10 protein-coding genes are annotated in these 13,350 nt (G+C 61.2%); 5 read left to right on the top strand and 5 right to left on the bottom strand.

Features of this window, described 5'->3' with window-relative positions; genetic code table 11:
* Positions 1-6: 6 nt before the first annotated feature.
* Entirely contained in the window at positions 7-1,209 is a 1,203-nt protein-coding gene (locus AADW57_RS07450; protein ID WP_341669420.1) for a benzoate/H(+) symporter BenE family transporter, read from the top strand.
* Here the strand turns inward: AADW57_RS07450 and AADW57_RS07445 are convergent, their stop codons facing one another.
* Positions 1,210-1,968, bottom strand: a complete 759-nt coding sequence (locus AADW57_RS07445; RefSeq protein ID WP_341669419.1) for a LamB/YcsF family protein — start codon at positions 1,966-1,968, stop codon at positions 1,210-1,212.
* Positions 1,965-2,924: a LysR family transcriptional regulator gene (locus tag AADW57_RS07440; RefSeq protein ID WP_341669418.1), complete on the bottom strand. Its 960-nt coding sequence runs from the start codon at positions 2,922-2,924 to the stop codon at positions 1,965-1,967. Before AADW57_RS07440 ends, AADW57_RS07445 begins: the two co-directional genes overlap by 4 nt.
* A 141-nt stretch (positions 2,925-3,065) precedes the next feature.
* Here AADW57_RS07440 and xdhA point away from each other — a divergent pair, with 141 nt between their 5' ends.
* From xdhA to guaD, 4 genes are read left to right on the top strand one after another with little or no spacing between them, the layout of a single operon-like run.
* On the top strand, positions 3,066-4,565 hold the full coding sequence (gene xdhA, locus AADW57_RS07435; RefSeq protein ID WP_341669417.1) for a xanthine dehydrogenase small subunit: 1,500 nt from the start codon (positions 3,066-3,068) through the stop codon (positions 4,563-4,565).
* Positions 4,562-6,889, top strand: coding sequence for a xanthine dehydrogenase molybdopterin binding subunit (gene xdhB / locus AADW57_RS07430; protein WP_341669416.1), 2,328 nt, complete (start codon positions 4,562-4,564; stop codon positions 6,887-6,889). The genes xdhA and xdhB overlap by 4 nt, the downstream gene beginning before the upstream one ends.
* Positions 6,886-7,851, top strand: coding sequence for a xanthine dehydrogenase accessory protein XdhC (gene xdhC / locus AADW57_RS07425; protein WP_341669415.1), 966 nt, complete (start codon positions 6,886-6,888; stop codon positions 7,849-7,851). The genes xdhB and xdhC overlap by 4 nt, the downstream gene beginning before the upstream one ends.
* Before the next feature lie 27 nt (positions 7,852-7,878).
* On the top strand, positions 7,879-9,204 hold the full coding sequence (gene guaD, locus AADW57_RS07420; RefSeq protein ID WP_341669414.1) for a guanine deaminase: 1,326 nt from the start codon (positions 7,879-7,881) through the stop codon (positions 9,202-9,204).
* On the opposite strand, the gene AADW57_RS07415 is transcribed toward guaD, so the two are convergent.
* The 3 genes from AADW57_RS07415 to AADW57_RS07405 all read right to left on the bottom strand — a co-directional run bounded on the left by AADW57_RS07415 (position 9,201) and on the right by AADW57_RS07405 (position 12,603).
* Positions 9,201-10,454: a sensor histidine kinase gene (locus AADW57_RS07415; RefSeq protein ID WP_341669413.1), complete on the bottom strand. Its 1,254-nt coding sequence runs from the start codon at positions 10,452-10,454 to the stop codon at positions 9,201-9,203. The two genes, guaD and AADW57_RS07415, sit on opposite strands and share 4 nt — an antisense overlap.
* Positions 10,455-10,457: 3 nt before the next feature.
* Positions 10,458-11,159, bottom strand: a complete 702-nt coding sequence (locus AADW57_RS07410) for a response regulator transcription factor (RefSeq protein WP_341669412.1) — start codon at positions 11,157-11,159, stop codon at positions 10,458-10,460.
* 169 nt (positions 11,160-11,328) lie between these two features.
* On the bottom strand, positions 11,329-12,603 hold the full coding sequence (locus AADW57_RS07405) for a sensor histidine kinase (RefSeq protein WP_341669411.1): 1,275 nt from the start codon (positions 12,601-12,603) through the stop codon (positions 11,329-11,331).
* Positions 12,604-13,350 lie beyond the last annotated feature (747 nt).

Genomic DNA, 13,350 nt, shown 5'->3' with positions numbered 1-13,350 from the left:
GCCGCCATGTCCTTCTCGTCGTCTTCCAGTCTTGCTCCCTTGCTCCGCCTGCTGGGCTGGTTCCAGATTTCCCACATGTCTGCCGGACTGATCGCGGTGCTGGTGGGCTACACCAGTTCAGCGGCCATCGTGTTTCAGGCCGCCCAAGCGGCCGGTGCCAGCACGGCTGAGCTGGGTTCCTGGATGTGGGCCCTGGGCATAGGCCTGGGTTGTCTGTCCTGCGGCTTGTCGCTGCGCTACAAAATCCCCATTCTGACCGCCTGGTCAACGCCCGGCGCGGCTTTGCTGGCCACCGGCCTGGCCGGCCTGCCCATGTCGCAGGCCATCGGCATCTTCTTGTTTTCGTCATTGCTGACCACGTTATGCGGCCTGACGGGCAGCTTTCAAAAACTGATGCACTACATGCCGCGCAGCATTGCCGCCGCCATGCTGGGCGGTATTTTGCTGCGCTTTGGCCTGGATCTGTTCGGTGCCATGCAGACCCAATGGCTGATGTGCGTTGCCATGTTCGCGGTATTTCTGCTGGCGCGCCAATGGTTCGCCCGCTACGCGGTACCCTTGGCCCTGTTGTGCGGCATCGGCATTGCCGCCCTGCAAGGCTTGCTCAATGTGCAGGCCCTCAGCTGGACGCCAGCCACGCCTGTATTGACCTGGCCGCAATTTTCCTGGACAGCGCTACTGGGCGTGGGCATTCCTTTTTTCATCGTCACCATGAGCTCACAGAACGTACCCGGCGTGGCGGTGCTGAAAGCACACAACTACGAAGCCCCCAACTCGGTCATCATCAGCTGGACCGGCATCGTCGGACTGATTCTGGGGCCCTTCGGCGGCTATGCCTACAATCTGGCCGCCATCAGCGCCGCCCTGTGCATGACTCCGGAGGCGGACCCGGACCCACGCCAGCGCTACAGAGCCAGCGTCTGGGCAGGACTGTTTTACCTGGCGGCAGGTATTTTTGGCGCTACGGTGGTCAGTCTGTTCGCCGCCTTCCCCACCGAACTGATTGCCGCCATTGCCGGCCTGGCGCTGCTGGGCACCATCGGCAACAGCATACACATGGCCCTGGAATCTCCGGATACGCGCGATGCCGCCTTGGTCACCTTCCTGACCACTGCATCGGGCATGAGCTTGCTGAACATAGGCAGCGCCTTCTGGGGCCTGGTCTTTGGCCTGGCCATCTATCTGATACAAAAGCGCAAAACGTCCTGATCAGACTGCCTGCACACGTATGCCGCGTTCCTGAAAAGCGGCATGCAAGTGGCGGGCAAAGTCAGTTGCGCCAGGCTGATCGCCATGTAGACACAGTGTATCGGCCTGCAAGGCGATCGACTCGCCCGTCAGACACGTCACCCGCCCCTGTTCCACCATCTGCAAGACCTGATCCACGGATTGCTGTATATCGGTAATCATGGCACCGGGCTGCTGGCGCGGCGTCAGACTGCCGTCTGACTGGTAGCTGCGATCCGCAAACACTTCCTGGGCAACCGCCAGGCCCGCCTGCCGGCCGATTTGTGCCTGCACACTGCCCGCCAGGGCATACAAAACCAGGCTGCCATCCACATCGGCCACAGCCTGCGCAATGGCCTGCGCCAACCCTGCATCGCGGGCAGCCATGTTATACAAGGCACCATGCGCCTTGACATGATGCAGCGCAGCGCCTTGCGAGCGCGCCACGGCCGCCAGCGCCCCCACCTGCACCACGACAAGGTCATAGGCTTCCTGGGGACTGATTGCCATGACCCGACGGCCAAACCCCACCAGGTCGGGCAAGCCGGGATGCGCGCCGATACGCACGCCGTGTTCAAGGGCCAGGGCCACGGTGCGCCGCATGGTGGCCGGATCGCCGGCATGAAAACCACAGGCAATATTGACCGACGACACCCAAGGCATCACCTGCTGATCGTGGCCCATCGTCCACGCCCCGAAGCTCTCGCCCATATCGCAGTTTAGATCGATCTGCAGACTCATTTTGATTCTTCTCCTGCGCTGCCGGATAAAGCCGCGCCGCCCAGGCGGGCCGCCGCATCCGCAATGCAACGCCGAAACCACAGCAGCTCGGCCGCATGCTGCGTGCGCGGGTGCCAAAGTTGATAAAAACGCATAGGCGGCAAGTTGACCGGACAGGGCAGTACGGCAATCGGCAGCAAACGCGCATAATACTCCGCAAACTGACGGTTGGTGGTGAACACCATATCGGTGCGACACAGTATTCCAGGCACGATGCCGAAATACGGCACCACCATCTGCACGAGGCGGCTGATGCCCTGCTCGGCCAGACAGCCATCAATAAACCCCTGCTTCTCGGACACATGGACAGACGGTGCCAGATGCGGCATGTCCAGATAATGTTGCAATGACAACCCCCGCTGGGCCAAAGGATGCTGGTGCCCCAGCATACAGACGACCTCATCGTCGAACAAACGCGCCAGATGCAACTTTTCGGGCGGCTCCAGCCAGTTGCCGATGACCACGTCCAGCTCGCCTTCCTCCAGTGCCTGGACATAATCCAGATCGGGGCTGATGGCATGCACTACCAACCGGGCCTGCGGCGCCTGCCGACGCACCCGCTCGGCAATATCGGGAATGAATGAACCGTCCAGATAGTCGGGCGCGCCCAGATTGAACACACGGGTAGACTGCGCCGGATCGTGTGCCTGGGCAAGAGCCGAAATGCGCTCGATGGCCTGCAAGGCTTCAGAGGCGTTGCGCAGCAACTCCTGGCCGCGTTCGGTCGGCACCATGCCCTTTTTGCCGCGCAGCAAAATAGCGTCGCCCGTGATCTCCCTTAACCGTCGCAAGGCATTACTGACGGCCGGCTGGGACATGCCCAGCCGAATGGCGGTCCGCGACACGCTATGTTCTTTAAGCAGCGACTGCAGAACCTTCAATAAATGAATATCCAATTGTTCTCGTAGTTTTGGCATGGCGTAAATCGTGTCCTCCGCCATCATGGCAGTTGCGACGGAGCGAACCAGGGAGAAAAATAGTAAACATCATCCCAGACAAATGTCCGCGCCCAAGACAAGTGCTATCTTGAACAGGTAAAAAAACAGTCGAGCGAGACCATGGAGACAAGACCCATTCGTTTTATTTATCGCGGTCAGGTGCAAGAGGTGACCCAGAGCCCCGCCACGCAAACCGTTCTACAGTATATACGCGAGGATCTGCACTGCACCGGCACCAAAGAAGGCTGCGCCGAAGGCGATTGCGGTGCCTGTACCGTCATGGTGGGCGAACTGGATGGCGACCAACGCCTGCAACTGCGCGCCGTCAATGCCTGCATTCAATTACTGCCCACTTTGGACGGCAAAGTGCTGTACACCGTCGAAGATCTGCGCCAGGCCGACGGCAGCCTGCACCCAGTGCAGCAAGCCATGGTCGACCTGCACGGTGCCCAGTGCGGTTTTTGCACGCCCGGTTTTATCATGTCGCTATGGGGACTTTACCTGTCGCATCCGCAGGATGCGCCGCCCCCGACACGCGCTCAAATCGACGATGTGCTGTCCGGCAATCTGTGCCGCTGCACCGGCTACCGCCCCATTATCGACGCCGCCCAGGCCATGCACCGGTACCCGAGGGCGCACTTTGACCGCGACGCCGTGGAAAAACAACTGCGCGCCATCCAGTCCGGCCCAATGCTGGCCTACCGGCACCAGGACCAGACCTTCCATGCGCCGCGCACACTGGACGAACTGGCGCACCTGCGTGAACAGTTTCCCCAGGCCCGCATCCTGGCCGGCAGCACCGATATCGGCCTGTGGGTGACCAAGCAATTCCGTAATCTGCCGCACCTGATTTATATCGGTCGCGTGGCCGAACTGCGCGAACTGGCCCCCACCGGCCAGGATGATCTGTACATCGGTGCCGGCGTGCTGCTGAACGATGCCTTCGACGCCCTGCTCAACGATCACCCCGAACTGACCGAGCTGCGCCAGCGTTTTGCCTCCTTCCCCATCCGCAATGCCGGAACACTGGGCGGCAACGTGGCCAACGGTTCGCCCATCGGCGACTCCATGCCGGCCTTGATCGCCCTGCGCACCCGCGTCATGCTGCGCAAAGGCGAACGCGTACGCATTCTGCCGCTGGAGGATCTGTATCTGGCCTACCAGAAAACCGCCATGGAGCCGGGCGAGTTCGTACAAGGCCTGCTGGTGCCGCGCAACAAGAGCGGCTGGCAGTTGCGCACCTACAAGCTGTCCAAGCGTTTTGATCAGGACATTTCGGCCGTGTGCGCCGCGTTTGCCATCGAGCTGGATGGCACGCGAGTGCGTCAGGCACGCATCGCGTTCGGCGGCATGGCCGCCACACCCAAGCGGGCGGCCCACGCGGAACTGGCGCTGCACGGCCAGCCCTGGGACGAAAACAGTGTGCAAGCGGCCATGCAAGCCTTGCAACAAGACTACCAGCCACTTAGCGACATGCGCGCCAGCAGCCAGTACCGCAGCCAGACGGCGGCCAATCTGCTGTACCGTTTCTACCTGGAGACGCGCCCGGACACCCCCTTGCGCCCGGACCAGCTAAGCGTCTTTGCCCGCCCACAGGTCCGCCAGGAGGCCCAGCCATGAAAGTCGACGCCAAAGAACTGACCGGCCAGCCTTCGCCCGACCGTGTGGGCGTATCCTTTCTGCACGAATCGGCCGAACTGCATGTGACCGGCACCGCGACCTACACCGACGACATTCCCGAATTGCACGGCACGCTGCACGCCGCGCTGGGCCTGTCCCAGAAAGCCCATGCACGACTGCTGAAGGTAGACCTGGACGCGGTGCGCCGCGCACCGGGCGTCATCGCCGTGCTGACAGCCAACGATATACCGGCCGAAAACAATTGCGGCCCTATCATTCACGATGACCCCATTCTGGCCGATGGCACCGTGTACTACGTGGGTCAGCCTGTTTTCGCCGTGGTCGCCGCCTCGCACGATCTGGCACGTCGCGCCGCCCGCCTGGGCCAGATCGACTACGAAGAACTGCCCGCCATCCTGACACCGCAACAGGCCAAACAGGCACAGGCCGGCGTACTGCCGCCGATGCAATTGACTCAGGGCAATGCCCGGCAAGCCCTGCTATCGGCTCCGCACCGCCTGCAAGGCACCTTCGAGTGCAATGGCCAGGAGCAGTTCTACCTGGAAGGCCAGATATCCTACGCCGTGCCCAAAGAGCATGGCGCGGTGCATGTCTGGTGCTCCACCCAACACCCGTCCGAAATGCAGCAGCTGATTGCCCATGCGCTGGGCGTGGGCGCGCACAAGGTGCTGGTGGAATGTCGGCGCATGGGCGGCGGTTTTGGCGGCAAAGAGTCCCAGTCAGCCCTCTATGCCTGCCTGTCCAGCATCTGCGCGGTACAACTGCAACGCCCCGTCAAGCTGCGCCTGGACCGGGACGATGACTTCATGATTACCGGCAAGCGCCACGGCTTTTACTACGAATACGACATTGGATATGACGATCAGGGCCGACTGCTGGGCGCGCGCCTGGACATGACGGCCAACGCCGGATATTCGGCCGATCTGTCCGGCCCTGTCGCCACCCGCGCCATCTGCCACTTCGACAACGCCTACTACCTGTCCGACGTGCAGATGAGCGCGCTGTGCGGCCGCACCAACACCCAGTCCAACACGGCATTTCGCGGTTTCGGCGGCCCGCAAGGCGCATTGATGATGGAGGTGGCCTTGGATGCCATCGCCCGCCGCCTGGGCAAAGATCCGCTGGATGTGCGCCGCTTGAACTTCTATGGCAAGCACGAGCGCAATGTCACTCCGTACGATCAAGTGGTCCAGGACAATATCATCCACGAGCTGGTCGACGAGCTGGAGGCCAGCAGCGACTACCGCGAACGCCGCCGCCAGATTCGGGCCTTTAATGCCGCCAGCCCCGTGCTCAAAAAAGGACTGGCGCTGACGCCGGTCAAATTCGGCATTTCCTTTAATGTGCCGGCCTTCAATCAGGCAGGGGCGCTGGTGCATGTATACCGCGACGGCACAGTACTGGTGAATCATGGCGGCACCGAGATGGGCCAGGGCCTGAACACCAAAGTGGCCCAGGTCGTGGCGCACGAACTGGGCCTGAATCTGGATCAGGTGCGCGTTACGGCCACCGATACCAGCAAAATCGCCAACACCTCGGCTACTGCCGCCTCCACTGGCACCGATCTGAACGGCAAGGCTGCCCAGGACGCCGCCTCCCAGATCCGCCAGCGCCTGGTGGGCGTGGCCGCCCAGGTATTCCAAGTTGCCGAACACGAGGTGCGCCTGGGCCAGGGACAGGTATATGTGGCCGACCAGACACTGCCCTTTTTTGAGTTGGTCGAACGCGCCTACCAGGCACGCGTGCAGCTATGGTCCGACGGTTTCTACGCCACACCCGGCCTGCACTGGGACTCCAAATCCATGAAAGGCCACCCTTTCTACTATTTTTCGTACGGCGCTGCCGTGGCCGAAGTCATTATCGACACCCTGACAGGCGAATCGCGCCTGTTGCGCGCCGATGTGCTGCACGATGTAGGCCGCTCCATCAACCCGGCTCTGGACATAGGCCAGGTCGAGGGGGCTTTCATCCAGGGTATGGGCTGGCTGACCAGCGAAGAGCTGGTCTGGAATGCCCAAGGCAAACTCAGCACGCATGCGCCGTCCACCTACAAAATTCCAGCTATCAGCGATTGCCCCACGGATTTTCGCGTGCGACTGTTCGACAACCGCAATAGCGTCGATTCCATTCATCGCTCCAAAGCCGTAGGCGAACCGCCGCTGCTGTTGCCCTTCAGCGTCTTTAACGCCATACGCGATGCCATCGCCAGCGTGGCCGACTACCGCCTGGAGCCGCAACTCCATGCCCCCGCCACCCCTGAAGCCATTCTGCGCGCCGTGACCGGGTTGCGCCAGGGACAATGAACAACTGGCCGGGGATTGCGCTGCCCCGCCTGCAAGCCGGCGAGCGGCTGGTGCTGTGTTCGGTCGCCCAGGCGCAAGGCTCGACCCCGCGCGCTACCGGCACCGCCATGCTGTTCAGCTTGACCGGGCAATGGCTGACCATAGGAGGCGGCCATCTGGAATGGGTAGCTGCCGAACAAGCGCGCGCCCTGCTGAAGCAAGACAATGCGCCAGCCTGGTCTCTGGCGCGTCTGCCGCTGGGCCCCAGTCTGGGTCAATGCTGCGGCGGCGCGGTCACGCTGCTGCACGAGGTGCTGGAACCGGCTGATCTGGTCTGGCTGGAACCCCTGAACAAAGCACTGCAAACTGGCCAGGCCGCCAGCCGCCGCTCCCTTTTGCTGCCGGCGGGTGAACGACAGGTGCAGATCCGGTTACACTCCTGTGCTGGCTCACACTTGGAACGCCGCGCGGATCAGACGCAATGGCTGGAGGACTGGCCACCCGCCCCCCTGAACATCTTGCTGTTTGGCGCAGGCCATGTTGGCGAGGCCCTGATCAATGTGCTGGGCACCCTGCCTTGCACAGTGCAATGGATAGACGAACGGGAAGCGGCATTTCCGAATCGCTGGCCCGATAATGTCAGCATCGAGGCCACGGACATTCCCGATGCCCTGATCGAACAAGCCGCGCCCGGCAGCTACTTTCTGGTCATGACTCACAGCCACGCCCTGGATCTGAAGCTGTGCCAGCAAATTCTGCGACGCACCGATACCGCCTACGTCGGCCTGATCGGTTCGCAGACCAAGCGCCGCCAGTTTGAGCGGCGCTTACAACAACGCGGTCTGCCCAGTGCCCGTATTCAAGAGCTGGTTTGCCCGATCGGCGCATCCGGCATTACCGGCAAAGAGCCCGCAATCATCGCCGTCGCCGTGGCCGCCGAACTGCTTGCCCAGGCCTACCGGCTCGGCCAGCTGCGCCGCTGAGCCGCCTGTTTTATTTTAAGGACAACCATGATTTCCCCCGATTCGACCGCCTGCGCCTATCGCGCTCAATTGCTCTATTTTGTGGCCGATCCGGCGACGCTGGAAGACCCGTCCCAGGCGGTGCGCTATCACAGCGACGGCCTGCTGCTGGTCAATGCCCAGGGACGGATCGATGCCTGCGCAGACTACGCCGAATTGGCCGGAAAGCTGCCCGCATCGGTACCTGTGACTCATCTGCCGGGCAAACTGATCATGCCCGGCCTGATCGACACGCACCTGCATTTCCCGCAGACCGACATCATCGCCTCTCCCGCCTCTGGCCTGCTGCCCTGGCTGGAAACCTATACATTCCCAGCCGAAGGCCGATTTGGCGATAGTGACCATGCACGCGAAGTAGCCGGTGTCTTTCTGGACGAGCTGCTGCGCAACGGCACGACCACGGCCTTGGTCTACGGCAGTGTGCACCCCCAGTCTGTTGATGCCTTCTTCCAGGAAAGCCACTCGCGTAATGTGCGCATGATCGCCGGCAAAGTCATGATGGACCGCCACTGCCCGGACTATCTGCAAGACACGGCCGAGTCGGGCGCGCGCGAGTCCGAAGATCTGATCCGGCGCTGGCATGGCAAAGGCCGCCAGCTCTATGCCCTGACTCCGCGCTTTGCACCTACTTCCACACCTGCGCAATTAGCGGCCTGCGGCGAACTGGCACGCGCCTACCCCGATGTTTTCGTGCAGACCCACGTGGCCGAGAACAAAGACGAAATTCAGTGGGTCAGCGAACTGTTTCCCCACAACCGCAGTTACCTGGATGTATACGACAGCGTCGGCCTGCTGCGTCCACGCGCCATCTTTGGACACAGCATCTGGCTGGACGAGACAGACCGGGCACGCATGCGCGACACCGGCAGCGTGGCTGCGCATTGCCCCACCTCCAATCTGTTTCTGGCCAGCGGCCTGTTCGATTTCCAGGCCATGCGACAAAGCGGCGTACACCACACCTTGGCCACCGATGTGGGTGGGGGCACGTCTTTCTCCATGCTGCGCACCATGAACGAAGCCCATAAAGTGGCCCGACTGGGCGGCTGTCACCTGACTGCAACCAGCATGTTCTACCTGGCGACCGAAGGAGCGGCGCGCGCCCTGGACATGCAAGGCCAAATCGGCACGCTGGCCCCCGGCGCAGAGGCCGATTTCATCATCGTTGATCCGGCCGCCACACCACTGATGGCACGCCGCAGCAGCCAGCTAGATTCATTGGAAGAACAGTTGTTTGTCCTGGCCATGCTGGGAGACGACCGCAATATCAGCGCCAGCTACAGTGCCGGGCGCTGTGTGCATCGCCGGGCGGCCTAAGCAGGACTCAGATCCAGCCTGAACACGCAGCCTGTGCCATCCGGACCCGGCTGCACGGTCAGGCTCCAGCCCTGTGCCAGCGCGATCTGGCGGGCCAGGGCCAAGCCTTTGCCGCGCTGTGTCTGCCCGTCGGCATCGTCAGGCAATTGCCGCCCGCAACTAAAGTGGCGCTCGAAAATCAAGACCTGTTCCTCGGGAGCCACACCCGGACCGGTATCGGCCAGCTCCAGCACCGATGTCCCCACCCAATCTGCACGCAACTGACAAGGCGCGGCATGATCGACGGCATTGCGCATCAAAATGCGCAGCAGCATGGACAAGGCATACACATCCAGCGTTCTGACGACATCCGGCGGTACGGCATTGATCCAGGCAAGCTGCTGACTGCGCGGCTCCAGCAAGGATACCGATTGCCAGTTCTGCTCTACCCATTCCCGCAGCAATAACTCCTGCTTAGGCTGCCGCGTGGAATATCCCTGGCTTTCAGCCCGGTCCAGACTGGCGCAGACTTGATCGGCCTGCATCTTCATGCGCTGCAGACGCTGCTGCACAGGTCCTTGCGGCAGCTGCAACTGCAATAACTCGCAATCGCTGCGTATGGCCGCCAGGCCGGTGCGCAACTCATGCCCCAGTCGGGCGGCATACTCGCGTTCGTGAATCAGCAATTCTTCGACCTGTCCCTGCAAGCGACTGAACGCTTGCCTAAGGCGGGCTTCATCGCCCAGGCCGCGCTGGCCACCCTGACTGCTGCCCGCAGGTGCCCAACGCTCCAACTGCGCCGCCAAGGCACGCACAGGTGCCACCGCAACCCGCGCCACCCGATGCGACAAGAAAAACACCAGCACCACTGCCAGCGTTCCCACCAGCCCCAACGCCACGCCAAAGTCGTGGACACGACGTTCATGCACCTGCGCCGGATGCAGCACATACATCCGACCATCGGCCCGGTCCAGTCGAAACACAAACCAATTACCATCCGGACCGGCTTTTGTATGCAGGCCCGGCGTATCCACCTGCGCAAATGCAGGTAAGTCGGTCAAGGGCTGCCCGTTTGCAAACCAGTAACGCTCAAGCTGCATGCCGGCAGTCTGCCCCACGGCAGACTGCTCGGCTTCGGACAGCAATGTGGCATGGACCAGATCGCGCTCCATTTTGGCGAAAGTGACATACGCTACGGCACTCAGAATCACAGCCAATACAGCCGCAATCAAGGTGGCGGCCCAGGATACCCGCAGATTCAGCGCGCTCATGACTCAAGCCCGCCCGGCCCCCGGCACATCCTCGGCTTCCTGTTCCAGGCGCCAGCCCAGCCCGGGAAGTGTTTCGATATTGCCTGCTCCGGCCTCGGCCAGCGCACGGCGCAGCAAATGAATCTGACTGCGCAAGGCCTCGGCAGACGGTGCCCCTTCCGGCCAGAGCGTCTTTTCCAGCGAACGACGGGTAATGATGGCCCCTGGCTCGCGCAGCAAAGCCTCCAGCACCTGACGCGTCTTAAAGCTCAGATGCAAGTTCTGTCCGGCGACACTGACCAGCGCCGTATCCAGGTTGTATTCCAGTTCGCCCCAGCGCAACACTCCATGCAACACTTGCGAAGGCCCACGCCGCAACAAAGCACGCAAACGCGCCTCGACCTCGGCCAGCGCAAACGGTTTGATCAAATAATCGTCGGCCCCCAGATCGAACGCCGTCAGCTTGCTCTCGAGCTGGCTGCGCGCGGTCAGCACCAACACCGGTATGGGCGTGCGGCTGGACTTGCGCAGCGCCTGCAAAACACCGAAACCATCCAGGCCCGGCAGGCCCAGATCCAGAATCATGGCGTCAAAGTCCAGGTCCTGCAATAAGCCCAGAGCCCCATTGCCATCGTAAGCGGCGTCCACCACAAAGCCTTTCAGCTCCAGGTAGGTATACAGGTTCTCGGCAATGGTCGTGTCATTTTCGACTATCAGTACGCGCATGGCTTGATCTATTTTTCGCAAGGGGGGAGTCGGCCCGGCCGGATACGCCGGGCAAGATGGGGTCGCTCTGAAAGGCGCATCGGTCAATGCGCATGGTCCCAGACGACGGCACTGTAACGCCAGGGGCGTAAAATCCGCGTGAATATCGGTTCCGCAAGCCTTGCCCGCGCTATTCCAGCTCCAGATAGAACCGGGTGCCACGCTGCGCCCCCTGCACATCGGATTGCACACGCAAGGTCCAGCCATGATAGAGGCAGATCTGACGCACAATATCCATGCCCAGACCACGTCGGCCGGTCTGCGGCGAAGAGCGAGCTCCTTGATGGAAATGACGCTCGAACAGGCGCTCAAGCCGGTCGGCAGCAATGCCCTGCCCATTATCCTTGAACATCAATGTGGTCGGCGTAGGCGCACTGACGACGACATCGCTGGCCCGGGCATGATCGACCACATTCTGCAATAGATTACGAATCACCACCAACAGGGCCGACGGGTCCAGATTCAAGCGCAGTGATTCGGGCACTTCGTTACGGAAATGCGGCAAAGTCTTGCCCGCGCCTGTCGGCAAGGACCCCCAGGCATCATCCACGTAACGAGACAGACAGCATTCCTGCTTATGAGAGCGCCCTATGGACGCCAGGTTCTGTGCGCTCTGCAAGCCAGCGGCGGCAATGTCGGCCTGCCGTATGATGTTCTCCAGGCGGGAGCGTCCGCCTCCCTGCCCGGTCAGCAGCAACATTTCGGCCTCGCTGCGGATGGCACACAAGGCCGTATTCAGTTCATGGCCCAGATTCAGGGCCATTTCACGCTCTTCGTAAAGCTCTTCCTCCAGGCGGCTCTGCATGACGTTAAACGCCCCCAGCAGACGCCCCATTTCATTATCGTTGGCCACTTGATACTGGTGCTGCTCACCGCTGCGCTGACTCAGCATATGCACCAACCGTATCATAGGCCCCGATGCCAAAGCAGCCAGATGACCGGCCGTCAACCAGACCATCAGCAAACAAAAGGTCATGCAGGCCAGAATCAGCAGGCCGAACTCGGTCTGACGCTGCCGGAAAGACTCGGAGGTCGCCGCCGTAATAATGCGCCCGTCCTCGCGATCTAACACCCGCACACGCCACTGTTCCTGCTGCCAGTTCAACTCGTGGGTTCCCGCGGTCAGCGCGCTAAATTCGGCCGGCACGTCGTTCGCCCCTTGCTCCCCGGTCGCCAAAAACCAGGCGAGATGGCGATGTCGCTGGTCCAATGACAAGGCACCGCTGGCGTCCGGCTTGACCGTCTCCAACTGCTGGACGACTTCGTTCAAGTGCTCGTTAAGGACATTGTCTTTCAGGTAGCCAAAAGCCAGATAGGAGCCTGCCCCCAATACCAAGACCACAAAAGTCAGGGCAAGACTCATGGCCAGTTGAATGCGATACGTCACAGAGCTGGTCGCAATCATGCCCCTGGCTCCCTATGCTCAGAAATGGTTGGCTTCATGTAAAAAGTGCGAAAGGCGGCGACCCGGCCCCGGACAAACCCATCCAGGATCTTTATCGATTCGGGCAGCAGGCAAGCCGTTTGAATGCAAAACCCACGTACCAGCCGTTGAACAATGAGCAAAGCCGACAGAACGACGTATCGCAGACGCCCGCCTACTTCACTCAGCTGAAAACATGTCGAAAAATAGCACAAGGTGCGTGAAATTTTCCAAACGCAAGCGGCCGTCAATAAAAAAACGGGATCGAATCATCAAAAAAATAAACGCTGGCCTGCTCAGCGCTAGAAAACCGGCCCGGCCTGGCCGTTAAGCCAGCGTTCACGCATGTTGAGCCTGCGAAAAAAACCTCTGGATTACTGCGCCTGCAAAAAAAATCTCTGGGCGTGGCGGGGCCAGCACAAAAAAAACAGTTCTACGAGAAACTTCGGGGGTTCCTTCGTAGGAAAACAGCACCGCTGTGCTTGGCCCAAACGGCGGGACATCGGCGTACGCCATGCAAGATTTCAGCCATACGCTCAATGTTCTGTTGGGTATGGCTATGTCATTGGTGTTTTGAACCGTTCAAGGCGCAGCACGCTCGAAAGGGGGGGTCGGATGGCTTGTCGGTGCGCTGTCCGAGCCTGCTGCGCGTTCAATGGCGTCTTCGAAAAGCCAGCATGTCACCGACTGAGTAAATTGGCGCTTGGAACTCTTCAAGAGAACAAAAAG

This window comes from Alcaligenes sp. SDU_A2, assembly GCF_038237375.1.
Taxonomy (GTDB): Bacteria; Pseudomonadota; Gammaproteobacteria; order Burkholderiales; family Burkholderiaceae_B; genus Alcaligenes.
The sequence above is the reverse complement of the archived record's forward strand: the minus strand, read 5'-3'. Positions and strand labels throughout refer to the sequence as shown.